This is a genomic window from Pseudomonas putida (assembly GCA_029953615.1).
Lineage (GTDB): Bacteria > Pseudomonadota > Gammaproteobacteria > Pseudomonadales > Pseudomonadaceae > Aquipseudomonas.
The window spans coordinates 4,485,815-4,509,420 of the sequence record CP124529.1; the positions used below are offsets into that span (position 1 = coordinate 4,485,815).

At 64.0% G+C, this 23,606-nt stretch carries 19 protein-coding genes, 3 pseudogenes and 2 riboswitches; of the genes and pseudogenes, 9 read left to right on the forward strand and 13 right to left on the reverse strand.

Features of this window, described 5'->3' with window-relative positions; translation table 11 throughout:
• Positions 1-16 precede the first annotated feature (16 nt).
• The 8 genes and pseudogenes from QIY50_20570 to lpxO form a co-directional block, all read right to left on the reverse strand.
• Positions 17-805: an ABC transporter ATP-binding protein gene (locus QIY50_20570; GenBank protein ID WGV19699.1), complete on the reverse strand. Its 789-nt coding sequence runs from the start codon at positions 803-805 to the stop codon at positions 17-19.
• Entirely contained in the window at positions 802-1,818 is a 1,017-nt protein-coding gene (locus QIY50_20575) for an iron ABC transporter permease (protein WGV19700.1), read from the reverse strand. Before QIY50_20575 ends, QIY50_20570 begins: the two co-directional genes overlap by 4 nt.
• Positions 1,818-2,828 carry an ABC transporter substrate-binding protein gene (locus QIY50_20580; protein WGV19701.1) on the reverse strand — a complete coding sequence of 337 codons (1,011 nt, stop codon included), beginning with the start codon at positions 2,826-2,828 and terminating at the stop codon, positions 1,818-1,820. The genes QIY50_20575 and QIY50_20580 overlap by 1 nt, the downstream gene beginning before the upstream one ends.
• A gap of 109 nt (positions 2,829-2,937) precedes the next feature.
• Positions 2,938-3,136, reverse strand: a riboswitch (cobalamin riboswitch).
• Between the two features lie 28 nt (positions 3,137-3,164).
• Positions 3,165-4,331: a DUF1624 domain-containing protein gene (locus tag QIY50_20585; GenBank protein ID WGV19702.1), complete on the reverse strand. Its 1,167-nt coding sequence runs from the start codon at positions 4,329-4,331 to the stop codon at positions 3,165-3,167.
• Positions 4,332-4,534: 203 nt separating this feature from the next.
• The gene (locus QIY50_20590; GenBank protein WGV19703.1) at positions 4,535-6,661 is read right to left on the reverse strand and encodes a TonB-dependent receptor; all 2,127 of its coding nucleotides are present in this window, start codon (positions 6,659-6,661) and stop codon (positions 4,535-4,537) included.
• 107 nt (positions 6,662-6,768) lie between these two features.
• A riboswitch (cobalamin riboswitch) is annotated at positions 6,769-6,977 on the reverse strand.
• 162 nt (positions 6,978-7,139) lie between these two features.
• Positions 7,140-7,711: pseudogene (locus QIY50_20595) on the reverse strand (GNAT family N-acetyltransferase).
• Between the two features lie 78 nt (positions 7,712-7,789).
• Positions 7,790-8,134 carry a carboxymuconolactone decarboxylase family protein gene (locus QIY50_20600; GenBank protein WGV19704.1) on the reverse strand — a complete coding sequence of 115 codons (345 nt, stop codon included), beginning with the start codon at positions 8,132-8,134 and terminating at the stop codon, positions 7,790-7,792.
• A 119-nt stretch (positions 8,135-8,253) separates the two neighbouring features.
• Positions 8,254-9,153, reverse strand: a complete 900-nt coding sequence (gene lpxO, locus QIY50_20605; GenBank protein WGV19705.1) for a lipid A hydroxylase LpxO — start codon at positions 9,151-9,153, stop codon at positions 8,254-8,256.
• Between the two features lie 160 nt (positions 9,154-9,313).
• Here lpxO and thpR point away from each other — a divergent pair, with 160 nt between their 5' ends.
• Positions 9,314-9,859, forward strand: coding sequence for an RNA 2',3'-cyclic phosphodiesterase (gene thpR, locus QIY50_20610; GenBank protein WGV19706.1), 546 nt, complete (start codon positions 9,314-9,316; stop codon positions 9,857-9,859).
• 118 nt (positions 9,860-9,977) lie between these two features.
• Here thpR and QIY50_20615 read toward each other — a convergent pair whose 3' ends face one another.
• The gene (locus QIY50_20615) at positions 9,978-10,883 is read right to left on the reverse strand and encodes an AraC family transcriptional regulator (GenBank protein ID WGV19707.1); all 906 of its coding nucleotides are present in this window, start codon (positions 10,881-10,883) and stop codon (positions 9,978-9,980) included.
• Between the two features lie 180 nt (positions 10,884-11,063).
• Here QIY50_20615 and calA point away from each other — a divergent pair, with 180 nt between their 5' ends.
• On the forward strand, positions 11,064-12,116 hold the full coding sequence (calA, locus tag QIY50_20620; GenBank protein WGV19708.1) for a vanillin reductase: 1,053 nt from the start codon (positions 11,064-11,066) through the stop codon (positions 12,114-12,116).
• A gap of 137 nt (positions 12,117-12,253) precedes the next feature.
• Here calA and QIY50_20625 read toward each other — a convergent pair whose 3' ends face one another.
• Positions 12,254-13,570: a hypothetical protein gene (locus tag QIY50_20625; GenBank protein ID WGV19709.1), complete on the reverse strand. Its 1,317-nt coding sequence runs from the start codon at positions 13,568-13,570 to the stop codon at positions 12,254-12,256.
• Positions 13,571-13,777: 207 nt separating this feature from the next.
• Here QIY50_20625 and QIY50_20630 point away from each other — a divergent pair, with 207 nt between their 5' ends.
• Complete coding sequence (locus tag QIY50_20630) at positions 13,778-14,992, forward strand: sugar transporter (GenBank protein WGV19710.1); 1,215 nt, start codon at positions 13,778-13,780, stop codon at positions 14,990-14,992.
• A gap of 129 nt (positions 14,993-15,121) precedes the next feature.
• On the opposite strand, the pseudogene QIY50_20635 reads toward QIY50_20630, so the two are convergent.
• A pseudogene (locus QIY50_20635) lies at positions 15,122-16,046 on the reverse strand (LysR family transcriptional regulator).
• A gap of 104 nt (positions 16,047-16,150) precedes the next feature.
• Between QIY50_20635 and nfsB the strand changes: the two are divergent.
• From nfsB to QIY50_20650, 3 genes are all read left to right on the forward strand, one after another.
• Positions 16,151-16,804, forward strand: a complete 654-nt coding sequence (gene nfsB / locus QIY50_20640) for an oxygen-insensitive NAD(P)H nitroreductase (GenBank protein ID WGV19711.1) — start codon at positions 16,151-16,153, stop codon at positions 16,802-16,804.
• Positions 16,805-16,926: 122 nt separating this feature from the next.
• Positions 16,927-17,376 (forward strand): DUF2384 domain-containing protein, encoded by a 450-nt coding sequence (locus tag QIY50_20645; protein WGV19712.1) that lies wholly within the window; start codon positions 16,927-16,929, stop codon positions 17,374-17,376.
• 47 nt (positions 17,377-17,423) lie between these two features.
• On the forward strand, positions 17,424-17,810 hold the full coding sequence (locus QIY50_20650; protein WGV19713.1) for an RES family NAD+ phosphorylase: 387 nt from the start codon (positions 17,424-17,426) through the stop codon (positions 17,808-17,810).
• A 7-nt stretch (positions 17,811-17,817) separates the two neighbouring features.
• Here the strand turns inward: QIY50_20650 and QIY50_20655 are convergent, their stop codons facing one another.
• Both QIY50_20655 and QIY50_20660 read right to left on the reverse strand, forming a co-directional pair.
• Positions 17,818-18,972 (reverse strand): aminotransferase class V-fold PLP-dependent enzyme, encoded by a 1,155-nt coding sequence (locus tag QIY50_20655; GenBank protein WGV19714.1) that lies wholly within the window; start codon positions 18,970-18,972, stop codon positions 17,818-17,820.
• 193 nt (positions 18,973-19,165) lie between these two features.
• A complete protein-coding gene (locus QIY50_20660) occupies positions 19,166-20,092 on the reverse strand; it encodes a LysR family transcriptional regulator (GenBank protein WGV19715.1) in 927 nt (308 codons plus the stop codon).
• A gap of 140 nt (positions 20,093-20,232) precedes the next feature.
• Between QIY50_20660 and QIY50_20665 the strand changes: the two genes are divergently transcribed.
• The 3 genes and pseudogenes from QIY50_20665 (at position 20,233) to QIY50_20675 (ending at position 23,604) form a co-directional block, all read left to right on the forward strand.
• Positions 20,233-21,462: an acyl-CoA dehydrogenase gene (locus QIY50_20665; GenBank protein WGV19716.1), complete on the forward strand. Its 1,230-nt coding sequence runs from the start codon at positions 20,233-20,235 to the stop codon at positions 21,460-21,462.
• 358 nt (positions 21,463-21,820) lie between these two features.
• Positions 21,821-23,222, forward strand: a pseudogene (locus QIY50_20670) (PAAR domain-containing protein).
• Positions 23,215-23,604 carry a hypothetical protein gene (locus tag QIY50_20675; GenBank protein ID WGV19717.1) on the forward strand — a complete coding sequence of 130 codons (390 nt, stop codon included), beginning with the start codon at positions 23,215-23,217 and terminating at the stop codon, positions 23,602-23,604. The pseudogene QIY50_20670 and the gene QIY50_20675 overlap by 8 nt, the downstream one beginning before the upstream one ends.
• The last annotated feature ends 2 nt before the right edge of the window (positions 23,605-23,606 follow it).

A 23,606-nucleotide genomic window follows, 5' to 3' on the forward strand; every position in this document is an offset into this window, starting at 1 on the left:
GGGCGGAACTTCCTGTTCAGGGGGCGCGAAAACGCAGGATGCGCGCGCCGTCGAAGGGGTCGATGAGATAGTGGGCGTGCACGCCGAAGGTGCTCAGCAGGCGCTCGGGGGTGAGCACCTCGAGCGGTTTGCCGAGGGCGACCAGGCGGCCCTTGTCGAGCACCGCGATGCGGTCGCAGGTAAGCGCCTGGTTGAGGTCGTGCAGGGCCACCAGGGTGGTCACCGGCAGGGCTTGCACCTGTTGCAGCAGGCCTAGCTGGTGCTGGATATCGAGGTGGTTGGTCGGCTCGTCCAGCAGTAGCACCTGGGGCCGCTGTGCCAGGGCTCGGGCGATGTGCACGCGCTGGCGCTCGCCACCGGACAGCGACCCCCACAAGCGTGTGCGCAGGTGCAGGGCGTCGAGGTCGGCCAGGGCCTGCTCGACGATCGCGCGGTCTTCCCGGGAGAATGGCGCCAGCGCCGACAACCAGGGCGTGCGGCCCAGGGCAACGGCGTCGAACACGCTGATCGCATCAAGGGTATCGGCCTGCTGTTCGACCAGCGCGAGGGCCTGGGCGACACGGCGGCGCGGTAACTGTGCCAGTGGCTCGCCCAGCAACTGCACGCTGCCGCTGCCTGGCCTGCGCAGCCCGGCCAGCACCTTCAGCAGCGAGGATTTGCCGGAGCCGTTGGGGCCGACGATGCCCAGGGTTTCACCGGTGACAACGCTCAGTTCGATGTCGCTGAGTACGGTATTGCCGGCCAGCTGCAGCCCCAGGCGCTGGCAACTCAAGGGGGCCACCCGTACCGCCGTCATGACTGTCATGGGCGCCCCCGGCGGCTAATCAGGATCAACGCGAAGACCGGTGCGCCGAGCAGTGCGGTGACCACACCAACGGGGATCACCTGGCCGGGGATCAAGGTGCGCGACAGGATGTCGGCGGCAACCAGGAACAGTGCCCCGCCCAGTGCGCTGGCGGGCAGCAGGCGGCTATGCCCGGGGCCGAGCAGCAGGCGCAGGGCATGGGGAATCACCAGCCCGACAAAACCGATGGCGCCGACGATGGATACCATCACCGCGGTCACCAGCGCCGCGCAGCTGATCAGCAGCAACTGGGTGCGCCGCACCGGGATACCCAGCGACGCCGCCGAGTCGGCACCGAAGGTGAAGGCATCCAGCACACGGCGGTGCCACAGGCACACCACCAGCCCGAACAGCGCCACTGGCACGGCCAGCCACACCGAAGGCCACCGCACGCCGCTAAGGTTGCCCAGCAGCCAGAACAGGATGCCGCGCGCCTGCTCGGCGGTAGCCGACTTGGTGATGAGAAGGGCGGTGAGGGCGTTGAACAGTTGCGAGCCGGCGATCCCGGCGAGAATCACCTGGGCGTTGTTGCTGCTGGGGCCGGCTGCGCGGGCCAGCACCAGCACCAGGGCAAACGCTGCCAAGGCGCCAATGAAAGCGCCGCCGGACATGCTCAGCGCCACGCTACCAAGGCCCAGCAGGCCGACCAGCACCGCACCGGTCGAGGCACCGGCAGACAGCCCCAGCAGGTAAGGCTCGGCCAACGGGTTGCGCAACAGCGCCTGAAGGATCACGCCGCAGATGGCCAGGCCGGCCCCACAGGCCGCCGCAACCAAAGTGCGGGTCAGGCGGTAGTTCCAGATGATGCCGGCATCGATCGGGTCGACCGGGTAGCCGGCCTGCCACAGGTGGTTGGCCAGCACCTGGCCGACCACGCCGGGTGACAGGTTGCTCTCACCGATGGCGGTGCCGGCCAGCAGGGCTATCAACAGAGCGGCCAGGGCAACAGCGATGCAGGGGAACAGGCGCATCATCATTGGGCTGCTTTACCGCTGGCGAAGGCTGCGGACAGTATCTGCAGGCCGCGGAACAGGCGAATGCCGGCCTGCATGGCGTCGGCATCGAGGATGATGATGCGGTCGTGCTTCACCGCATCCATGTTGCGCGTTACCGGGTCGCTGCGCAGGAATGCCAGCTTCTTCCGGTAGTCGTCCGCGGGGTAGCGGCGGCGGTCCATGCGGGCGATGATCAGCCAGGTGGGGTTGGCCTTGGCCAGGGTTTCCCAGCCAACGGTCGGCCACTCTTCGCTGGATTCGACCACGTTGCGCACGCCGAGGGTGCGCAGCATGAAATCGGCGACCCCCTGGCGTCCCGCCACGTAGGGGTCGATGTGCAGGTCGGCGCTGGAGAACCAGAACAGCGCCGAGGTGGTGGACAGGTCCTTGCCGGCCAGTTGCGCCTTGGCACTGTCCAGGCGGCCTTTGAGCTCGGCGTTCAGGGCCGTGCCACGGTCTGGCACGTCGAAGATTGCCGCCAGCTGGCTGACGCTCCTGTAGATGCTCTCGACCTGGAACGCCTGCAGGCGGGTGCCGTCGGCGCCCACCAGGTTGTCCTTGCCTTCGCAGTCCGACGGTAACAGGTAGGTGGGGATGTTCAGTTCGTCGAACTGTTCCCGGGTGCCGACTGCGCCCTGGGCACCGACCATCCATTCGAACTGCACCGTCACCAGCTGCGGGCGTTTGCCTACCACCGCCTCGAAGCTGGGCTCATTGTCCGCCAGGCGCGGCACCTTGTCGTTCTGCGCCTGGTACTCGGGCAGCACATTGTTGAACCACAGCGAGGTGCCCGCCAGTTTGTCGCCCAGCCCCAGCGCGTAGAGCATCTCGGTACCGGCCTGGCCGATGGTGACCGCGCGCTGCGGTGCCTGGGCGAAGGTTTGCGGCTTGCCGCAGTTGTCGAGCGTCAGCGGGTAGTGGGTGGCAGCAGACTGGGCCAGGCCGGTGAGGCCGAGGCCAGCGAGCAGGGTGGCTAAACGGGGCAGCATGCTGGGCGATCTCCTATCGGACAGTTCGGGTGAGGAACGCACGGACAGGCATCGCCGAGCCCTGCGGTTGGCAGGGGCAACACTGATGGCCAATCCCGGACACCCCGCCGGTTGGTGAATGTAGGCCGGCAGGTCTCCTGACTGGTGCGTCATGGCCTGGCTCCGGCCTTCCCGGGTTGCTGGCCCAGTGGCATCGATGGAGCAGGCTCGGCACCTACAGTTGCGGGGGCAGTTCCGTTTGGCCCGTCATGACGGGCCTGGGATTCCCTGTTAGTTCCGTGATGGAAACCGGCGGCCGGCATGGTAGACCATCGCGCCGCCGGGTGAAAACGCTTTTCAGAAGTACTTCAGCCAGCGGATGTCACGTCGCCGCGCCTTCAGCCGGGCGAACCAGCGCACCGGCAGGTACAGTGAAACCGCCAGCAACACGGCCCCCAGCCACACCGCGGCGATGCCGTCGAAGCCGAAGTAGTCGCCATGGTTGCGGCCGAACAGCGCCACGCTGGCCAGGTACAGCAGCTTCAGCACATACAGGTGCAGCAAATAGAAGAACATGGGGGCCGCGCCGAACACCGCCAGGGCGCTGATCCAGCGGGCCTGGCCAGCGCGTTCGAAGGCGCGCAGCAACAGCAGGCCGCAGCCCAGGGTCAGGGCCAGGAACAGCAGCGACGGTGGGTACTTGGTGATGTTGAAGAAGCTCATCAGGGTTTGCGTGAGGGTTGGGTAAGCGCTCCATGGCGCCTCGCCGTAGCCGTTGAGCAGGCGCAGCACGACAAAGCCCGGCAGCGCGATCAACCCGGCCAGCAGCAGGCGATGCTGGCGCTGGCCGGCATCGCTGCCACGGGCGAACCACGGGCCCAGACCATAGCCCAGGGCAATGACGCCGACCCACGGCAGCACCGGGTACGAGGTGCGCAGGCGCAGGCTTTCGGAGAACGCCAGCCAGCCCCGGTCATGCAGTATCGCCCATGGCACATGCAGGGCGGATTCGGCGCCAAAGTGCAGGCCATCGAGCAAATTGTGGCCGGCGATGATGATGGCGCCCAGGGCGATCAGGGCGGCACGTGGCAACCAGACCAGCAACGACAGGGCGATCATGCTGACGCCGATGGCCCAGATCACTTGCATGTAGATGACGCTGGGTGGCAGCTGGAAGGTCCAGGCGAAGTTGACCAGGGTGAATTCCAGCACCACCAGGAACAGCCCGCGTTTGAACAGGAACGCCGAGACATCGCTGCGGCCCTGGTGTTTCTCGCCGTACAGCCAGGCCGACAGGCCGGTCAGCATGACGAATACCGGCGCGCACAGGTGGGCCAGGGTGCGGCTGAAGAACAGCGAGGGCTCGGTGGTATCGATTGCCATCGGGTCGCTGACCTGACGGTGCAGGAAGAAGGTTTCGCGGACGTGGTCCAGGAGCATGATCAGGATCACCAGGCCGCGCAGGGCATCGATGCTCTGCAGGCGCTGGGTGAGCAGGGTGGGGGTGGCGGTGGCGCTTGTCATGAACGTTCGCTGGCAGGAATGGATGTCAAATGAAACGTTATCTTATAACTAATTGGTAGTGAGTTGGTAACTGTTTTTGTGGGGCCTGTACCGGCCCTTTCGCGGGCGTGCCCGCTCCCACAGGAATTTCACCCATGCTGAAATCGGTGCAGTACCTGTGGGAGCGGGCAAGCCCGCGAAGAGGCCGGTGCAGGCAGTTCAGGTCAGAAGCTGTAATCCACCGTCGCAAAGTACGACCGTGGCGTACCCATCAACCACTGCTGGCCACTGAACGCCGACTGCACATACTCACGGTCGAACAGGTTGTTCAACTGCAACCCCAGCCTTACATCCGGCAACACCTGCCAGCCGATGTTGGCATCGACCACGGTGTAGCCGGGGGCGCTCTGGGTGTTGGCGGTGTTGGCATAGCGCTCATCCACATAGCGCGCGCCAATACCGGCCTCCACCTGCTGGCCGAAGCCTTTGCTCAACCAAAGGTTGGCAGTACGCCGCGGTACGTTGGCCGGGCGATTGCCGGCACGGTCCTGTGCCACGCCGCCGACCATTTCGTCGTAATCGTCATACCTGGCGCGCACGATCGCCGCGTTGGCCGACACCTGCCACTGGTGCGCCAGCGCCAGTTCCAGGGATGCCTCCAGGCCGTCGGAGGTCTGCTGGCCAGCCTGCTGCTTGTCGTGGGTGACCGGATCATCCACCAGCAGCTTCTTCTTGACGATGTGGTAGGCGGCCAATGTCCATTCGCCCCGTCCCTCCCAGAAGCGCTGCTTGAGGCCCACTTCGGTCTGCCTGGCCTCGGTCAGGTCGTAGTGCATCTGCTTGGCGTTCAGACTTACAAGGTTGTCGACCCCATCCTCGCTGGTGGCGTACTGGCCATACAACGACAGGTCGTCGCTGACCGCGAACACCAGCCCGGCACGCCAGTTGCCACCTTGCAGGCTCTGGTCGCTGCGGCTGTCGTCTGTCAGCTTTGCCTGGTCGATGTGGTTCTGGTCGCGGCGCACGCCGGTGACCAGTGACAAGCGTTCGCTCAACTGCAGGCGGTTCTCGGCGAACAGGGCGAAGGTGTGGGTGGTGGACAGCGTTTGCGGGCGCAGCGGCGAGGCGCTGTGGAACCAACCCGGCTGCGGCTGCCACGGGTCGACGTAGTCGCCGCCCACATCGTTGTAGGGCGCGTTGCTGTCGACGTTGAAACGGACCTTGTTGTACTCGGCGCCGACCACGGTCCTGCTGGCCAGGCCGAACAACGTGTGATCGAGGGTGAAGGTTTGGCGGTCGCCGAACTGTTCCTGATTGTGCCTGATCTGCAGGTAGCTGCCGCGCAGCAGTTGCTGTCGCCCTGCATCCCAGCTGTAGTCCTCGGCGTTGCGCCAGTGACGGCGGCTCTTGATGTAGTACAGCTGGTTGCTGGTGCTGAGGTGGTCGTTCAACGTCCAGTCAGTGTTCAGGCGGGCCCATTCATCGACGTAATGCTGCACATCGTCCTGCACGTTGTAGTTCTTGTTGCGCAGGCTGCTGCGGTAGTGGCCGTCAATCAGCGGGGTGCCGTAGTAGTTGGCAGGCTTCGCATCGCCCCGGTCGTGGGCGAGGGTGAAGCTGAGATCGTCGCTGGCGTCGAAGCGCAGCGCGGCGCTTAGCGCCATGCTGCGTGACGGAGTGCGATCGACCCAACCGTTACCGGCTTGCTGGTTCAGGGCCAGGCGGTAGCTCAGGCGCTCGCCGAGACTGCCGCCGCTGTCCAGGCCGAGCTGCTGGCGGTCCCACGAACCGTAGCCCAGGCGCAGGTGGTTGTTTACCTCGCCGGCAAACGGCTTTTTCGGTGTCACATTGACCACCGCCCCGGTGGCGCCTTCGCCATACAGCACCGAGGCCGGGCCACGAATCACATCGATGCGCTCGACCAACCAGGGGTCGACCGGGAACGTCTGGGTACCGGCACCGGTGTACAGGCGTGCGCCGTCGAACAAGGTCATCACCGAGCTGTGCCCGGTAAAGCCGCGGGCGGATAGGCCCGTGCCGCCGTCGCCCGGGGAACCCACATAGCTGATACCCGGTGAACGGGTCACCGCGTCCTGTACGGTGAGGTTGTTGCGCTGCTGGATCTGCTCGGCGCTGATGCTGCTGGTGCTGGCCGGTGTTTCCAGGGCGCTGAGGCCCAGGCGCGAGCCAGCCTGGGTCGGGGTGGCCAGGTCGATGTCGTGGCTGCCCTGGGTATCGGTGATAGCCGTGGATGGCAGGGCCAGTGGCTCTCGGTCGAGGTCATCGGCCAGGGCCGGCAGGGACACGGCCAGGCAGGCCGCAAGGGGGTGAAGCTTGAAGGTACGGGACATGTCGTTCCACTACTGCAGGAATGAATGGATCCCGGTGGAAAACACGCAAAGGCACACCGTGCAGCAGGGGCGCACACGGATACCGGCCTGCGCCCGCCCACCGCGGGTTGCCAAGTGAAGCTCCAGGCCGGTCTCCGGGCTTGCGAGGGGCATGAAACCTTCACCTTCCCATGCAGGTGCACAGTGGTATCTCGAAGGGTTCGCTCGCTTACCGTTGCGGGGGCAGCGCCGGACTTGTCGTGGGCTACACGACGCACCGGCTTCCCGTTTCACCCTGCGCACGGCGGCGCAGGGCACCTGAAACTGGCGCGCATCTGACCATTGAAACGCGGGGGCGTCAAATTCGCTGGGGTTATTGGCGGGGTGGTGGGCAGGTCCGGGCTTGCCCGCTCCCACAGGTACAGCGCTGCTCTCAGTCCTTGCGCGGTACTTGTGGGAGCGGGCAAGCCCGCGAAGAGGCCAGGCCTGCGAGAAAAGATCAGCGCCCGCGCCGCCGCGATACCCGCGCCTCCAGATATTTTTGCGCCCGATCAGCAGCGGTGGCTTCTCCACCACTGGCTCATCCGCCAGCCACTTGTACATCACCAGGCAGTCCACCAGCCCCAGGCGGGCGTGGCGATAGGCCTTTGGCAAGCGGCCAACGGTTTCGAAGCCCAGCTTGTGCCACAGCGCCACAGCCACCTCATTGGTGGCCACCACAGAGTTGAACTGCAGGGCCAGAAAGCCTTCCTGGCGCGCCTGTTTCTGTGAGTGCTCGCACATCAACTTCGCCACGCCCCGGCCGCGTGCCGACTCACAGACCATGTAGCCACAATTGCCCACGTGCCCGCCAGGCCCGGCGGCATTGGCCTTGAGGTAATAGGAACCCAGCAGCTTGCCGTCTTCCTCGGCCACCAGCGTGCGCATGGGCAGCTCCAGCCACAGCTGGCGAGCCTGATCGAAGCTCAGGTTCGGGTCGAATGCGTAGGTTTCACGGGCCTGGACAATGGCCTGGAAGGTGGGCCAGAAGTGTTTGAAATCTTCCGGGGTCATGGGGCGGATGAGGATCATGCGGGTTCCTGCAAGGGCTGGGCCGCCCAGTCTGGGTGGCGCGGCGCCGTCGCGCAAGGGCGGCGACGCCATTTGCATTCATCCGTTGGCCTTGCCCACTGCATCCATGGCCCGTGCCGAGTAGACCAGCGCGGCACCGGCGTTCATCGCCACGGCCACGCCGAGTGCCTCGGCGATTTCCTCGCGGCTGGCGCCGTGCTTGACGGCCTGCTGCGAGTGCACGGCAATGCAGCCGTCGCAGCGGGTGGTGACTGCCACGGCGAGGGAGATCAGCTCGCGGGTCTTGGCGTCCAGGTGGTTGGTCTTGGCCCCCGCGCCGCTGGCGGTCATATAGCCTGCCACGGTGTCAGGGGAAAGCTGCTTGAGATCGCCGATGCCGGCCATCAACTGCTTACGGTAGGCGTCCCAGTCCATCATGCTCATCGTCTTCACCTTGGGGAGGTTGCGAGTGGAGCTTTCAGGCTAGTCGAAGAGTGGGGAGTGTGAGACTTGTACTTTGGTTGGTTGCGCGCAGGCCCTTGGGCTGCGCGCTCCCACACCGGTCAGATGTAGATGAACACCAGCACCAATGCCGCGACGAACGCCCACTTCTCCAGGTAGTAGCGGGTGCGGTTGCGCTTCTTCAGCGCCTTGCCACGTTCGCGGATCTTGTAGATGCGGGTGAACAGCCGGTTGATGCCACCGGTCTTGTCGCCGGCATCGTTGGGGGCGGCGGCAGCGGCCATGACGTTGCGGCTGAACCAGCGGTTGAACGCGGTTGCCCAGCGGTACTTGAGCGGGCGTTCGATGTCGCAGAACAGGATGATGCGGTTGTGCTCGGTGGTATTGGCCGCGTAGTGGATGTAGGTCTCGTCGAAGACCACGCCCTCGCCATCGCGCCAGGAGTACTTCTCACCGTCCACGTCGATGTAGCAACCATCGTCGTTCGGCGTGTCCAGACCCAGGTGGTAGCGATAGGAGCCGGCATATGGGTCGCGGTGGCGTACCAGCTTGGCGCCCGGCGGCAGGGTGGCGAACATGGCGGCCTTGACCGTACCGATGCCTTTGAGCAACTCGGTGGTGCGTGGGCACAGGGTCATCGCCGACGGGTGGCTTTCGCCGTACCACTTCAGGTAGAAGCGCTTCCAGCCAGTCTTGAAGAATGAGTTGAAACCGACATCATCGTAATTGTCGGATTTCTTGATTTCGCCAACATGCAGCAGCTGCTGGGCTTCCTCGCGGATCTCCTTCCAGTGGTCCTGCAGTGTCTGCAGTTCGGGGAAGGCCTCCACTGGCAGATAAGGCTTGGCCGGGTGCCTGGAAAACAGATACAGAAAGCTGTTGACCGGGGCCAGGAAGCTGGAGTGGTCGCCCAGCTGACGGGTCAGCTTGTGGCGAACCCGACCGCGCAGGTGAACATAGGCGATCGAGAGGGCGAAGATGAGTACGAGTGCAATTTTCATGGACGTTTACTTGTCGAAAAAGGTGGCCATGCGCCATGGCATGAGCCCGCCAGCATAAACAATCATGGGGGTAGTTTGTACTTATTGTTACGCAACGACGGGGCGACTTAGGTTTAATGCCCTGCAGCCTTGCGCAAACGTTTCATGTTCAGGAGTTCGTATGATTCAGGACGCACGCCCCAGCGGTACCCCCTTCAAGCGGCTGTTCTTCGCGTTGCCGGTCAGCGATGCCCAGCGCCGTGCCCTGGCCCAGTGGCGACGCGGTCTGAACCTGCGCAGCGGCAAGCCGGTGCCGGCCGCCAACTTCCATGTGACATTGCTATTCCTTGGTGATGTGGATACCGCCCAGGTGCCAGCAATTTGCGCGGCGGTCGATCAGCTGGCGCTGCCGGCGACGGCACCACGGCTATTGCTGGACCGCTTGCAGGCGTGGCAGCGGGCCAGCGCCCTGGTGCTGGAGGCGCAGCACACGCCACCAGCCCTGTTGCAACTGGTGTACAGCTTGCAGCAGGCGCTGCTGCCGTTGGGGGTGGAAGCGGCCGACCGCGAATATCGCCCGCACCTGACGCTGGCCAGGGACTACCGTGGCCAGCCGCCAGAGGCCGGCAGCGCGCCGGATTTCTACCTCGCTGCCCGCCATTTCACACTGTATGAGTCGCGCAAGGGCGCTTACTGGCCGTTGGCGCAATGGCCGCTGTCGAGCTGATTCAGGCCGTGACCTCGCTGCTGAAGACCCGCTCGACCCAGCCTTCTTGTGTCTTCAAGGTTTCTTAAACTCAGAAGGGTGAGAGCCGGTTTGCCGGAGATGGGGCCAGGGCAGGCGATCACACCGGCAGGCTCTGGTACGGCAATTCATCCCCCGGGCTGCGGTCGAACTGGCGCTTGTATTCGCGGCTGAACTGCGAGGTGCTCTGGTACCCCACCCGGTGTGCGGTCTGCGCCACCCCCAGGCCTTCACCGATCAGCATCTGCTGGGCCTTCAGCAGCCGCAGGCGCTTGAGGTACTGCATCGGTGCCATGTCGGTGCAGCGCTTGAAGTGCTCGTGGAAGGTCGAAACGCTCATGTTGGCGCGCGCGGCCAGCGCTTCCACGCTCAGCGGCTCGGTGTAGTGTTCGCGCAGGTGGGCAAGGGCGGCCCCGATGCGGGCGAAGTGCCCCTGTTGCTCCACCAGCGCCCGCAACACGCCCGCCTGTGGGCCGCGCAAGGCGGTGTACAGCACCTCGCGTACCCGCGCCGGGCCCAGCACCTTGGCGTCCATCGGGTCTTGCAGGCAGCGCAGCAGCCGTTCCACGCATTCTCGCATCGGCGCATCGAGTGCAGCCGAGGTCATTGAATGCGGGGTTTGCGCCTGCACCGCGGTATCCGGCGCCAGGGCCATGCTTTGCACCAGTTCACCCAGCACGCCGCGGTCGATGTCTACCGCCACGCCCAGCAACGGTGCTTCGGGGGTGGCGAAGGTTTCACACATGAACGGCACCGACAATGCCTGCACCAGGTAATGCCCGGCGCCGTACTCCAGGGTGCGCGGCCCCAGGCGCGCCAGCTTGCTGCCCTGGGCCAGGATCATCAGGCTGGGTTCGTAGATCTGCGGGCTGCTGGCCACATAGTGGTCCCAGCTCAGCACCTGTACCTGGGGCAGATGCGTAGGCACGAAGCCCGGGCGCGTGGCAAGGCTGCGGATCAGTGTGCAAAGCGGCGCATTGGCGTCGACGTGTCGGGTCAGTTGCATGATGGACCTGGGCAGAGGATCAGACAGTCTAATCATCTCAGAATCAAGGCTTGGTGCCAGGTGCTGCGTGGTATCTTCGGAGAATCAGGCACGGATACCGGAGAATCAGCTGTGGGCGAGGCGGGGCATGGCGCGCAAAATGTGTCGCCTGAATCGTTTCACTTCATAGCGAGGCCCTGCATGTACACCGCCATCGGTTATGCCGCCCAGACCCCTGCCAGCCCCCTGGCTCCCATGACCTTCCAGCGTCGCAGCCCGCGCCCGGATGACGTTGCCATCGAGATCCTGTACTGCGGCGTGTGCCACTCCGACATCCACCAGGCGCGCAATGAATGGGGCATTGCCGTGTACCCGTTGATGCCAGGCCACGAGATCATCGGCCGGGTCACCGCAGTGGGCGACAACGTGACCACGCACAAGGTCGGCGACCTGGTCGGTGTTGGCTGCATGGTCGATTCGTGCCGCCGCTGCGAAGCCTGTGCCAAGGACCTGGAGCAATACTGCCTGGAAGGGCCGACCATGACCTATGCCACCCCGGACCGGGTCGACGGTAGCAACACCATGGGCGGTTACTCCAGCAGCATCGTGGTCAGCGAGCGCTTCGTGATGCGCATTCCGGCCGGCATGGACCTGCCCAGCGCCGCGCCGATCCTTTGCGCCGGCATCACCACATATTCGCCGCTCAAGCACCACGGTGTCGGCCCGGGTCACAAGATCGGCATCCTCGGCATGGGCGGCCTGGGCCATATGGGTATCAAACTGGCCAAGGCCCTGGGCGCCGAAGTGACGCTGTTCACCCGTTCCCCGGCCAAGGCCGAGGAGGCCCGGCGCCAGGGTGCCGACCATGTGATCGTGTCTACCGATGCCGAACAGATGCGCGCCGCGGCGGGCCGTTTTGATTTCCTGCTCGATACCATCCCGGTGCAGCACGACCTTAACCCGTACCTGGAAACGCTCAAGTTCGATGGCGTGCATATCCTGGTCGGCCTGATCGAGCCGATCGACCCGGCGCTGCATGCGGCCAACCTGGTGCTCAAGCGCCGGGTGCTGGCGGGGTCGTTGATTGGCGGTACTGCTGAGACGCAGGAGGTGCTGGAGTTCTGTGCCGAGCACGCGATTCGTTGTGATATCGAGTTGCTGGATATCCGCAATATCAACCAGGCGTATGAGCGGATGATCGCCGGGGATGTGAAGTACCGCTTCGTGATCGACATGGCCACTCTGCAGGGCTGATTGGTTACCTGTACGGCCTCTTCGCGGGCACGCCCGCTCCCACAGGTAAATCACAGCTTACAGAAATCTGTGCAGTAACTGTGGGAGCGGGCGAGCCCGCGAAGAGGCCAGTACAGGGAATGAAGAAGCTGGATCTGTTACCACGCCAATGCCCTGTCCCAGCCTTTCCAGAACAACCATCGCCGTACCTCGCCATGTGCCCCGGTACCGATCTGCCAGGCCGGCCGCCCGCTGTCCAGGGCAATCACCGAAACGAACCCGGCATGGCTCGCCGCCACCAGCGTACGCCCGTCGGCACTGACATCCAGCGCACTGATGGTCGACCCCAGAAAGTGCTGCCAATGCTCCACGCCATCTTCGCCAAACGCCCGCAGGTAACCATAGGCATCCCCCACGATGTACTCGCCGTCGCGCGCCACCCCGGCATACACCCGTGCGCCATCCTGCACCAGCGGGGTACGCGGGTCCTGGCTGTAGTAATCGGTATCCAGCCCCGGCAAGTCGGCTACCCTGACGGCCAGCGTGGCACCACTGTAGAAATGACAGGCGTTGAGAAGCAGCTGGTCACCCTTGCGGTTGAACAGCGCGAAGTGCGGGTACTCGCTACCAGGGCCGATTGCCGCCACGGGCCTGAGCTGGTCGTCCAGCACCAGGTGACGGCTGCCTTGCTCGCCGATTACGATCAACCGGCCGTCCGCCGACACTGCGCCGTGCTCCATGCTCAGCCCCAGGCTGATGTCGTCCGGGTCGGTGCCTTCGTCCAGTTCGTCGAGCACCCGGGCCTGGTGCGGCAGCAGGCGGGTCGCACCGTGGCGGGTCAGCAGGAAAATACCTTCGGCACTCACCAGCAGTACCCGTTGGCCATCCGGGAAGGGGATCAGCGCGGTCGGCGCGGGCGGCAGGTCGAACGGCTCGAACGGGTAACCCGGCGGCAACCCCTCCAGCCCCGTGGGCCAGGCCAGGCGCAGCACCTGCGGGCCGCCCCAGCCATCGGTCACGCGCACGCCCTCGGCATTGGCCAGGGCGAAGTAGCGCCGGGCCGGGCAGCGGCCGAAGTGATCGACGCCGATCACCGGGGTCACCCCGTGACTGTCGATGTGCACCACCTGGCCTTTGTCATGCGGCATGCCGATGCGTGCCAGCAGGCTGCCGTCGTCCAGCAGCAAGACGTTGCAGATGCCTTGCCCGTGTTCCTCGATCAGCGCCAGCAATGGGTGGTGGGCTGGCGGCCAGGCTTCGCGGAAGGCTTGCTGCTCGAAGGCTTCGACACCAGGCCGGTTGGCGGCTTGCAAGGCTTCCAGCCAGGCATCGAGCAAGTGCTCGGTGGCTTGCGGCAGGGGTTCTTCGAGGTCATCCCAGCCTTGCGCGCGGCCCTGCGCGACATAAGCGTTGACGGCCTGGGCATAGGCGGTAACGGCCTGCTGCCACTGCTGCTGAGGGGGCTGCTGGTCCATGAGCGGATCGGGCTCCTTGTTGCTGCGTTCGCATTTCACACAAAGCGCGCATGGTACTCCTTCTGCTCGACTCGCGGTTGTGAGGCCCAGGCTTGACGCGTACCATGCCGGACATTCCTTCCAATAACAAAGCATGCGTCGACACCCCGGCAAGCGGGTGGGTGGCGTGCGCCCTGTTGCCTTGTCTGCGGAGAACCGGTTTCCCCCATGAACGGACCCACACCTACCAACATGCCACCCACGGCGGGTAGCGGCAGTTGGCTGAGCGTCATTGCCCTGGCCCTGGCGGCCTTTATCTTCAACACGACCGAGTTCGTCCCGGTGGCGTTGCTCAGCGACATTGGCCGCAGCTTCGACATGAGCACCGCCCAGGTCGGCCTGATGCTGACCATCTATGCCTGGGTGGTAGCGCTGGCCTCGCTGCCGATGATGCTGCTGACCCGCAACATCGAGCGGCGGCGCCTGTTGCTGTTCGTGTTCCTGGTGTTCATCGTCAGCCACTTGCTGTCGTGGTTGTCACAGAGCTTTGCCATGTTGCTGGTCAGCCGTATCGGCATTGCCCTGGCGCATGCGGTGTTCTGGGCCATCACGGCCTCCCTGGCAGTACGCGTGGCGCCGCCCGGCCAGCAGGCCAAGGCGCTGGGCCTGCTGGCGACCGGCACCACCCTGGCCATGGTCCTGGGCATTCCGTTGGGCCGTGTGGTGGGTGAAGCGCTGGGCTGGCGCGTCACTTTCCTGAGCATTGCCGGGGTGGCGCTGGCAACCATGCTGTGCCTGATGAAGTCGCTGCCGCTGCTGCCCAGCCAGAACTCGGGCTCGCTGCGCAGCCTGCCGGTCCTGTTCAAGCGCCCGGCGCTGGTGATCACCTATGTGCTGGTGACGCTGGTGATTACCGCGCAGTTCACCGCCTACAGCTACATCGAGCCGTTCGCCCTGCACGTGGCGCAGATCGGCGGGGAGCGCACCACGCTGTTGCTGCTGCTGTTCGGCGGTGCCGGGGTGTTCGGCTCGTTGCTGTTCAGCCGTTACAGCGACCGCTTTCCGCATGGCTTCCTGGTGGGCTCGATCGGCCTGCTGGCGGCGTGCCTGTTGCTGCTGCTACCGCTGTCGGGCAACTTCTATGTGTTCGCCGTGTTGAGCATGTTCTGGGGCGTGGCGATCCTCAGCTTCAGCCTGTCGCTGCAGTCCAAGACCCTGAAGCTGGCGTCCGATGCCACCGATGTGGCCATGGCGCTGTTCTCGGGTATCTACAACATAGGTATTGGCGGTGGCGCGTTGCTGGGCAGTATCGTCAGCAGCCAGTTGGACGTGGCGGATATCGGCCTGGTGGGCGGTAGCGTGGCGGTGGTCGGGTTGCTGCTGGCCGTTGCCAGCACCCGGCGGTTCCGCGAAGCGCTGGGCGGGGTGCATGGGCATTCCTGAATGACCGTGCCGGTTTCTTCGCGGGCACGCCCGCTCCCACAGGTACTGCATCGCTCCTGAAGTTGATGCAGTACCTGTGGGAGCGGGCGTGCCCGCGAAGAGGCCGGTACTGGCGATTTTGCCCGCCGTTCAGTCTGGAACGATTGTGCAGCCGTTGGCCAACGCCCGGTTACGCAAGGCTTCGAAGCGTTCGCGCAGCCACAGGTGCAGTTGCGCCACAGCGGGCGTGAGTTGCTTGCGGTGCGGGCACACCAGGGTGACCGGGACGGGCTCACCGAGGTATTCGGGCAGGACGATTTCCAGTTCGCCGGCCACGATGTTGGCACTTACGTCCAGCCACGACTTGTAGACAATGCCTTCGCCCTGCAAGGCCAGGCGGCGGATCACGTCGGCATCGTCGCTGACCAGCGGCCCGCGTACCTGCACGGTACGGTTGCCCACCCGCCATTTGTCGTAGACCCGGTTGTACTGCATGTACAGCAGGCAGGCGTGCTGCTGCAGGGCATCGGGCGTGAGCGGGCGGCCGTGGCGAGCCAGGTAGTCGGGCGCGGCGACCAGCACCCGGCGGTTCCAGTCGGCCAGCGGCAGGGCAATGTAGTTGGCGTCCTGGTTGAGGCCATAGCGGATCGCCACATCCACCGGGTCGCGGTTGAGATCCGCGATCTGGTCGGACAGGAAGAAGCGTCAGGTGCAGGGCCGGGTGCTCGCGGCGGAAAGCGCTCAGCCATGGCAGCAGCATATTGCGGCCGAGGTCGGACGGTGCCGACACCTGCAGGGTGCCGCGCAGGGTGTTGGCGTTGCCATGCAGGTCTTCACGCCCTTGGCGCAAGCTCTCCAGCACGTTCAAGGCCGTCGGCAGGTACAACTCGCCTTCGGCGGTCAGGCGCAGGCTGCGGGTGGTGCGGGCGAACAGACGCACGTCGAGGTCGCGCTCCAGGCGCTTGATCGCGGCGGCCACCTGGCCCGGCAGCAGCTCGGCTTCGTGGGCGGCTGCGGTGAAGCTGCCCAGCACGCTGCTGCGGACGAACAGTTCGAGGTCGGCGATGCGCAGCATTTTCACTCCTGGGATGAAAGTGTTGCTGCATTGTGCCGGTTTTTCTTTTCTGCAGGAAAGATAAGATGCCGGGCAAATCCCTTGTTCATTCCCGGAGTCGTTGCATGGATACCGTCTCGCTGGCCAAGCGCCGTTACACCACCAAAGCCTACGATGCCTCGCGCCGTATTCCCCAGGCCACTGTCGATGCACTGCTCGAGCAACTGCGCCACAGCCCGTCCTCGGTCAACTCGCAGCCGTGGCATTTCATCGTTGCCGACAGCGCCGAAGGCAAGGCCCGGCTGGCCAAGAGCACCACAGAGCGCTATGCCTACAATTCGCCAAAGATCCTCGATGCCTCGCATGTGATCGTGTTCTGCACCCGTACCGAGATGACCGAAGCGCACCTGAATGCGGTGCTCGACCAGGAAGCTGCCGATGGCCGCTTCCGCGATGACCAGGCGCGTGCCGGGCAGAACCAGAGCCGCCGGCATTACGTCGACCTGCACCGTTTTGACCACAAGGACGTGCAGCACTGGATGGAAAAGCAGACCTACCTGGCGTTGGGTACTGCCTTGCTGGGGGCTGCGGCACATGGGCTGGACGCTACGCCGATCGAAGGCTTCGACAGCAAGGTTCTCGATGCCGAACTGGGCTTGCGTGAGCGTGGGTTCACCAGCGTGGTCATTCTCAGCCTGGGCTATCGCAGCGAGACGGACTTCAACGCAGGCTTGAACAAGTCGCGGTTGCCGGCTTCGCAGGTGTTCACCTTCCTGTGAGGTGGGCGGGGCCGCCTTGCGGCCCCTTCGCGGCGCAAGGCCGCTCCCGCGCGGTCTCATGAACTGGCAAATATTCGGCATATGCCGCATACTTGTCGGCAAACGCCGGAAAGGAGAGCGCCATGCTTGCCGAAGTGCTTCGCGACAACGGTTACCACGAGTACCGGGCGCGCCTGCATGCATTGCTGGAAATCCCCGAACTCGCCAGTGATTTTGAAATCCACACCCGCATCACCCATGGCTTCGCTGCAACCTGGCTGGTGAAACTGACCGAGCTCGGCGTGTTCACCCCCGTGGAGCGTGACCAGATCATTCCCCTGCGCACGCTGAAAACCCGCATCGAACGTGACCAGCCACTGACCGTGGAAGAAAGCGACCGGCTGTTCCGCTCGGCCCATATCACCGCCATGGCCGAAGCCGTGTTCGGTGAGGCGGGCAAGGCCAAGCGCTGGCTGTCCAAGCCCAAGGAGCGCTTCTCGGGGCTGACGCCGATGCAGATGCTCACCACCCAGCAGGGCACCACACAGGTCGAAGAGATGTTGCTGCAGATCGCCGAGGGCTTCGGCCTGTGATTCTGTGGCGTATCAGCGCCTATGCAGACTTGAGCGGAACGGGTGGCTTGCGTGTCAGCGGCCGCTGGCACCAGGCGGGCCGGCCAGTGGTGTATGCCGCCACCAGCCCGGCCGGGGCGATGCTCGAAGTGCTGGTGCACCTGGAGATCGACCCTGAGGATTTCCCCACCACCATGCGGCTGCTCCGTATCGAGTTGCCCGACACCGTTTCGCAAGCGCAGTTGCCCGCTTTGCAGCCTGGCTGGTCGAGCCAGACCGAACTGACCCGGGGCCTGGGCAATCGTTTTCTCGATGAGTGCTCGGCATTGCTGCTGCCGGTGCCGAGCGCGATCATGCCCAGCACCACCAATTACCTGTTCAACCCGCGCCACCCGCAGGCAATCAGCGCCAGGCTCGAGGTCGAAGACTTCACCCCGGACAGCCGGCTGTTCTAGGGCAGCTTCACCAAAGTGCCGCTGATGCTGTTGTCAGCACCCTCCCAAACACTTCGAGGGCCTTGTCCACTTCAGCCTCGTTGCTGAAACGCCCGATGCTCAGGCGCACGCTGTTACGTGCCTGGCGTTCATCCAGCCCCAGCGCGAGCAGTACATGCGAGGCCGCATTGCTCGCCGAGTTGCAAGCCGAGGTGGTCGACAGCGCCAGCTCGCTGGCCAGCGCCGCACTGTTGAAACCCGTGCTGTCGATGCACAGGTTCAGCGTATGGGGAATGCGCTGCCTGGCGCAGCCGTTGAGGGTGACGCCGGGCAGGGCCAGCAGGCCTTCGCGCAGGCGCCTGGCCAGTTGCTCGAGGCGCAGGTATTCGCTGTCGCCGGGTTGGCCGGCCAGGGCAAAGGCGCTGCCCATGCCGGCGATCTGGTGGGTCGCCAGGGTGCCGGAGCGCAAGCCTTGCTCATGGCCGCCGCCGTGCATCTGCGCACGCATCAGCATGCGGGCACGTGGCCCGACGTAGAGCGCACCGATGCCCTTGGGGCCATACACCTTGTGCGCCGAGAAGGACATCAGGTCCACGGCCATCGCGCTCAGGTCGATGGCCAGTTTGCCCACCGCCTGCGCCGCATCCACGTGCAGCAGGGCACCGTGGGCACGTACCTGTTCGCCAATGGCGGCAAAGTCGGTGATCGTGCCCAGTTCATTGTTGACCGCCATCAGTGACACCAGGCGGGTGTCGGCGCGCAACGCTGCCTGCACCGCCGCAGGCTGAATCAGGCCGCCGGCATCCGCTGCCAGGCGAGTAACGGCCCAGCCCTGGCGCTCCAGTTCGGCCGCCGTGTCGAGCACGGCCTTGTGTTCCAGCTGGCTGGTGATCAGGTGCCCGGGCTGGCCCAGTCCCTGGGCAATGCCCTTGAGCGCCAGGTTGTTGGACTCGGTTGCACCCGAGGTCCAGACCAGTGCATCGGCCTGCGCGCCAACGCATTCGGCCACTTGCTGGCGGGCCTGCTCCACAGCGTGGCGGGCTGCCTGGCCGAAGGCATGGCCACTGGACGCCGGGTTGCCGAAGTTGGCCTGCCTACCAAGGCAGGCAAGCATGGTTTCGATGACCCGGTCATCGACCGGAGTGGTGGCGGCGTAATCGAAGTAGAGCGGGGCGCTGGGCATTGGGGCGGGTCCGTGTCTGTCGCCGTGAAATCGGCAATCGTTGGAGCAAGCGTACCCGCAGTTTGAAAGATGATTTTCGCTTCCAGCAGCGTGCTTCTCACTTTTAGTAAGAAAAATTTCTCGGTATTCAGGTTTGAGTGGAACATTTTTCTACGCGTTGCGAGGGGCTTGTCGAACGCCCCTCGTAGCGTCTTCAGGCCGGCTCCACAGCCTTTTCTTCCTCGGCTACCACGCGCTCGCACAACTCGGTGATCTGCTCGCGCATCCAGCGGTTGGCCGGGTCCTGATCAGTGCTTTCATGCCAGTACAGGTGCGTTTCCAGCGCAGGCACCTCCACCGGCAGGGGCTGGTAGCGCAACTGATGGCGGCGGGCGAAGCGCTCGGGGACGGTCATCGCCATGTCGGTCTGCTGCAGCACCTGCGAGGCCATCAGGTAATGCTGCGAGCGCAAGGCGACCTTGCGTTGCACGCCCATCTTGCCCAGGGCCAGGTCGACATAGCCCAGGCCATTGCGCCTGCTGGAGATATGGATGTGGGTCATGCCCAGGTAGTTGTCCAGGGTCAGCTTGCGGTCGGCCAGCGGGTGGCCTTGGCGCAGGGCGCAGACATAGCGGTCTTGCATCAGTTTGACGTGGCGTACCTGCGGGTCGGTGTTCAACGGTGCGTCGATGGCGAAGTCCAGGCGGCCGGCGGCGAGTTCCTTGGTGGTCTCGCGGCGCTTGCACAGGAAGCTTTCGATCAGCACTGCCGGTGCCAGGCGGCGCAAGCGCTGGAACAGTGGCGGCAGGATCACCGCTTCGGTCAGGTCGGTCATGCTGATGCGGAAGGTTTTGTTGGCCTGTTGCGGGTTGAAGATGCGGCTTTCCTGCACTGACGTGCGCAGCAGCGCCAGGGCATTGCGCACCGGGCCGATGATGTTCTGCGCCATGGGCGTGGGCACCATGCCTTGCGCAGTGCGCACGAACAGCGGGTCGTTGAAGGTTTCGCGCAGCCGCGACAGGGCGTTGGACACTGCCGGCTGGGTAATGCCGACGATCTGCCCGGCGCGGGTCAGGTTGGCTTCGGTGTAGATCGCATCGAACACGATGAACAGGTTGAGGTCGACCTTGCTGAGGTTCATGGGCGCCGCTCTTTGTTGGAATTATGGGGCGATCATATATCGGTTATGAATGTTTATACACGCGGAAAATAGACTAGGTGGATTGGCCCGGGCTGCTCTAGGCTCTGGCCCATGTACTCCGAACCGTGAAGGTAGCCCCGATGGATTTCGCCTATTCGCCCAAGGTCCAGGCACTGCGCGAACGCGTCAGCGCGTTCATGGATGCCTATGTCTACCCCGCCGAGGCGGTGTTCGAGCGCCAGGTCGCCGAGGGCGACCGCTGGCAGCCCACTGCGATCATGGAAGAACTCAAGGCCAAGGCCCGCGCCGAAGGGCTGTGGAACCTGTTTCTGCCGGAATCGGAATACGGTGCCGGCCTGAGCAACCTGGAATACGCCCCGCTGGCGGAAATCATGGGCCGTTCGCTGCTCGGCCCGGAGCCGTTCAACTGCTCGGCGCCGGATACCGGCAACATGGAAGTGCTGGTGCGCTATGGCAGCGAGGCGCAGAAGCACCAGTGGCTGGAGCCGCTGCTGCGCGGGGAGATCCGTTCGGCGTTCGCCATGACCGAGCCGGACGTGGCCTCGTCGGACGCTACCAACATGGCCGCCACCGCCGTGCGTGACGGCGATGAGTGGGTGATCAACGGCCGCAAGTGGTGGACCTCCGGCGCTTGCGACCCACGCTGCAAGGTGATGATCTTCATGGGCCTGTCCGACCCTGAAGGGCCGCGCCACCAGCAGCACTCCATGGTGCTGGTACCCACCGATGCGCCCGGGGTGAAGATCGTCCGGCCGCTGCCGGTGTTCGGCTATGACGATGCCCCCCATGGCCACGCCGAGGTGCTTTTCGAGAACGTGCGGGTGCCGTATGAGAACGTGATCCTCGGCGAGGGCCGTGGCTTCGAGATTGCCCAGGGGCGCCTTGGCCCCGGCCGCATCCACCACTGCATGCGCTCGATCGGCATGGCCGAGCGCGCGCTGGAACTGATGTGCAAGCGCTCGGTGGAGCGTACGGCTTTCGGCCGGCCACTGGCGCGTCTGGGCGGCAATGTCGACAAGATCGCCGACTCGCGCATGGAGATCGACATGGCCCGGCTGCTGACACTGAAGGCGGCCTACATGATGGACACGGTCGGCAACAAGGTGGCCCGCAGCGAGATTGCGCAGATCAAGGTGGTAGCGCCGAACGTGGCACTGAAGGTGATCGACCGGGCGATCCAGATACATGGCGGGGCAGGGGTGAGTGGCGACTTCCCGCTGGCGTACATGTATGCCATGCAGCGCACCCTGCGCCTGGCCGACGGGCCGGATGAAGTGCACCGGGCAGCGATTGGCAAGTATGAGATCGGCAAGTATGTGCCGGCGGAGATGATGCGTAGCGGGCGCTAATTCGTCAGCCTGCAAGGGCCTTTTCGCGGGCTTGCCCGCTCCCACAGGGTCAGCGCAGCCTGATAGGCCCGTGCAATACCTGTGGGAGCGGGCAAGCCCGCGAAGAGGCCGGCGCGGTGCATGGCACCATCTGTACAGAAACCTGGGCTTCGATTTCTACATTGGAAATGAGCAGAGAAAGATGGGCAGAAGTTGTGCTGTAGGAAGTCTGATACTCGCCAGTAAGAAATAGTTGATTTTGTTCAGGCGGCTAACTTCGGCTGGTTTGTAGGAAACATCTGAATTCGGATCCCGTCCATCTAAATTCCCCGTACGGATGTTAGGTTTTTGACCTCAACTATCTACAGGGAGTTTGTATATGCGCGCCAGTCTAGGGGGAAAAGCTCAGGCAGTAGATGGTGACGTCACCACAACGGGTGCTGTCTGTATAGCGACTGGGGCAGGCTATCTCGACGAGGGCCGCATGGTGCTGCGCGAAGGCGATCGCACCACGCCATGCCCACTGTGCGGGCAGGAGGGCACCGTCGCCGAAGGGGTGGACTTCTTCCTGTCAGAAGGTCGACGGGTCGCCACGGATGGTGCGTTGGTGCTCTGTGGCTGCTCGGTGGGCAGCAATAGGGTAGTTGCCCCGATGCACGAAGCTCCGCCGTCCAGGCATGCCGTTGCAGAGCGCGCGAATACCCACTTTGCCGAGCCATCAACCCCCCCTATACCCCGAGCGGTTTTCACAACCGACAGCAGTAGCGATGCCCGGAACCCTGGAGCCTGGGTTCTTCGTGATTCCGCGGCGCATGTCGTTCCCACAGGTGCTGCTGGAGTTGGCCGGGCACGATGCCACGTTGCCAATCTCCCGGCTGCAGCGGCTTAACCCGACGTTTGATCAAGGCTTCAAGGCAGGGGAAATCTTCGTCATCGGTGACCCAGACAATGGTGATGCCTGCACCCGCGAGGAAGGCCAGTTGATGGCTGCTGCGCAGCATGCACGCCGTGCGCTGGCGGTGCTCGATTTCGCCGAAGCGGACTTCATGATGCAGCACCAGGCCGAGATCGCAGGCTTGCTCGGCAACGCCAGCCAGTCCATGGGCGTGGGCAAGGACATGCTGGAGCAAGGTTTGAAGCAGGTCAGCAATACGCTGACCAATATCGAACTGTTGCACCAGCGCGAGTTCATGCAGCATGGCCACCTGAACAGCCCGAGCTTCTTTGCCGAGCGGCGAAAGCTGCTGCAGCAACTGGATGGTCAGTTGAAGGCGGCGCTGCTTAACAAACAGCTGAACTTGGGCAGCTATGAGCGGCTGAAGAAGAGCTTGAATATTTCGACCAGGAGCCTTGTGCACCATTGGTCGAAGGCGGGCGGGCCGGGGCAGATTCCGGGATATGCGACACACCTGGACAAGGTGGCAAGGCTCAGCAAGTACCTTGAATATGGCGGGTATGCTGCGATTGGGTTGGGTGGGACTTCTTCTTATCTAAAAGTGCAGGAAGTGTGTCGGCCCGGTGAGACAGGGGAATGTAAAAAGATTCGGTTCACTGAAACGGGTAGCTTCGCTGGCGGTCTAGGGGGCGGCATGCTTGGCGCATTGGGAGGAGGTGCTGCTGCAACTGCCCTCTGCGGTGTCTTCGCGATAGGTACTGGTGGACTTGGCGTTCCGGTCTGCGGGATTGTCATTGTTGGCGCCGCCTCTGCAGCAGGCTCTATCGGCATTGGTGCACTAGGAGAGAAGACTGGTGAAATGCTGTATGAGGTGACAAATGATTGAGTTTGACAGTTGGCCGCCGCTATTTAAGCTGGCATTCCTGATTGGGCCGTTTGCTATTGGGTTCTTAGGTCTTGCTATTAATGTGCAAATCGCGGTGTCTCGAGATTATAAAGTCGCGTTGTCCGCTATCACAAGCAACCCTTATTTGGAGCAAATGAAGCCTGTTTGGGGTGGAGGAAGCCTTAGGTCCCGCTGCTTGTTGTTAAGTACGGTGAGCGCCTTGGTTGCGTTTCCCAAGCTGCATCTATATATGGGCTGGCTTGATGAGCAGGAGCTGAAGGACTTTCCGCCGTGCTTGAAGCGAAAGATGATTATTGCGTTGTGGATGATTCTTATTGCGTTGCTTTGGTCATTGGTGGGTTACCTTATGATTAAAGGATAACG

What these genes read in the sequence shown, in the direction of transcription:
- QIY50_20675 (WGV19717.1), top strand. Translation starts at nt 23,215, where the DNA reads ATGATTGAGTTTGACAGTTGGCCGCCGCTATTTAAGCTGGCATTCCTG.
- QIY50_20665 (WGV19716.1), top strand. Translation starts at nt 20,233, where the DNA reads ATGGATTTCGCCTATTCGCCCAAGGTCCAGGCACTGCGCGAACGCGTC.
- QIY50_20630 (WGV19710.1), top strand. Translation starts at nt 13,778, where the DNA reads ATGAACGGACCCACACCTACCAACATGCCACCCACGGCGGGTAGCGGC.
- QIY50_20575 (WGV19700.1), bottom strand. Translation starts at nt 1,818, where the DNA reads ATGATGCGCCTGTTCCCCTGCATCGCTGTTGCCCTGGCCGCTCTGTTG.
- QIY50_20585 (WGV19702.1), bottom strand. Translation starts at nt 4,331, where the DNA reads ATGACAAGCGCCACCGCCACCCCCACCCTGCTCACCCAGCGCCTGCAG.
- QIY50_20590 (WGV19703.1), bottom strand. Translation starts at nt 6,661, where the DNA reads ATGTCCCGTACCTTCAAGCTTCACCCCCTTGCGGCCTGCCTGGCCGTG.
- QIY50_20645 (WGV19712.1), top strand. Translation starts at nt 16,927, where the DNA reads ATGCTTGCCGAAGTGCTTCGCGACAACGGTTACCACGAGTACCGGGCG.
- thpR (WGV19706.1), top strand. Translation starts at nt 9,314, where the DNA reads ATGATTCAGGACGCACGCCCCAGCGGTACCCCCTTCAAGCGGCTGTTC.
- QIY50_20615 (WGV19707.1), bottom strand. Translation starts at nt 10,883, where the DNA reads ATGCAACTGACCCGACACGTCGACGCCAATGCGCCGCTTTGCACACTG.
- QIY50_20655 (WGV19714.1), bottom strand. Translation starts at nt 18,972, where the DNA reads ATGCCCAGCGCCCCGCTCTACTTCGATTACGCCGCCACCACTCCGGTC.
- lpxO (WGV19705.1), bottom strand. Translation starts at nt 9,153, where the DNA reads ATGAAAATTGCACTCGTACTCATCTTCGCCCTCTCGATCGCCTATGTT.
- QIY50_20625 (WGV19709.1), bottom strand. Translation starts at nt 13,570, where the DNA reads ATGGACCAGCAGCCCCCTCAGCAGCAGTGGCAGCAGGCCGTTACCGCC.
- QIY50_20580 (WGV19701.1), bottom strand. Translation starts at nt 2,828, where the DNA reads ATGCTGCCCCGTTTAGCCACCCTGCTCGCTGGCCTCGGCCTCACCGGC.
- QIY50_20570 (WGV19699.1), bottom strand. Translation starts at nt 805, where the DNA reads ATGACAGTCATGACGGCGGTACGGGTGGCCCCCTTGAGTTGCCAGCGC.
- QIY50_20600 (WGV19704.1), bottom strand. Translation starts at nt 8,134, where the DNA reads ATGAGCATGATGGACTGGGACGCCTACCGTAAGCAGTTGATGGCCGGC.
- calA (WGV19708.1), top strand. Translation starts at nt 11,064, where the DNA reads ATGTACACCGCCATCGGTTATGCCGCCCAGACCCCTGCCAGCCCCCTG.
- nfsB (WGV19711.1), top strand. Translation starts at nt 16,151, where the DNA reads ATGGATACCGTCTCGCTGGCCAAGCGCCGTTACACCACCAAAGCCTAC.
- QIY50_20660 (WGV19715.1), bottom strand. Translation starts at nt 20,092, where the DNA reads ATGAACCTCAGCAAGGTCGACCTCAACCTGTTCATCGTGTTCGATGCG.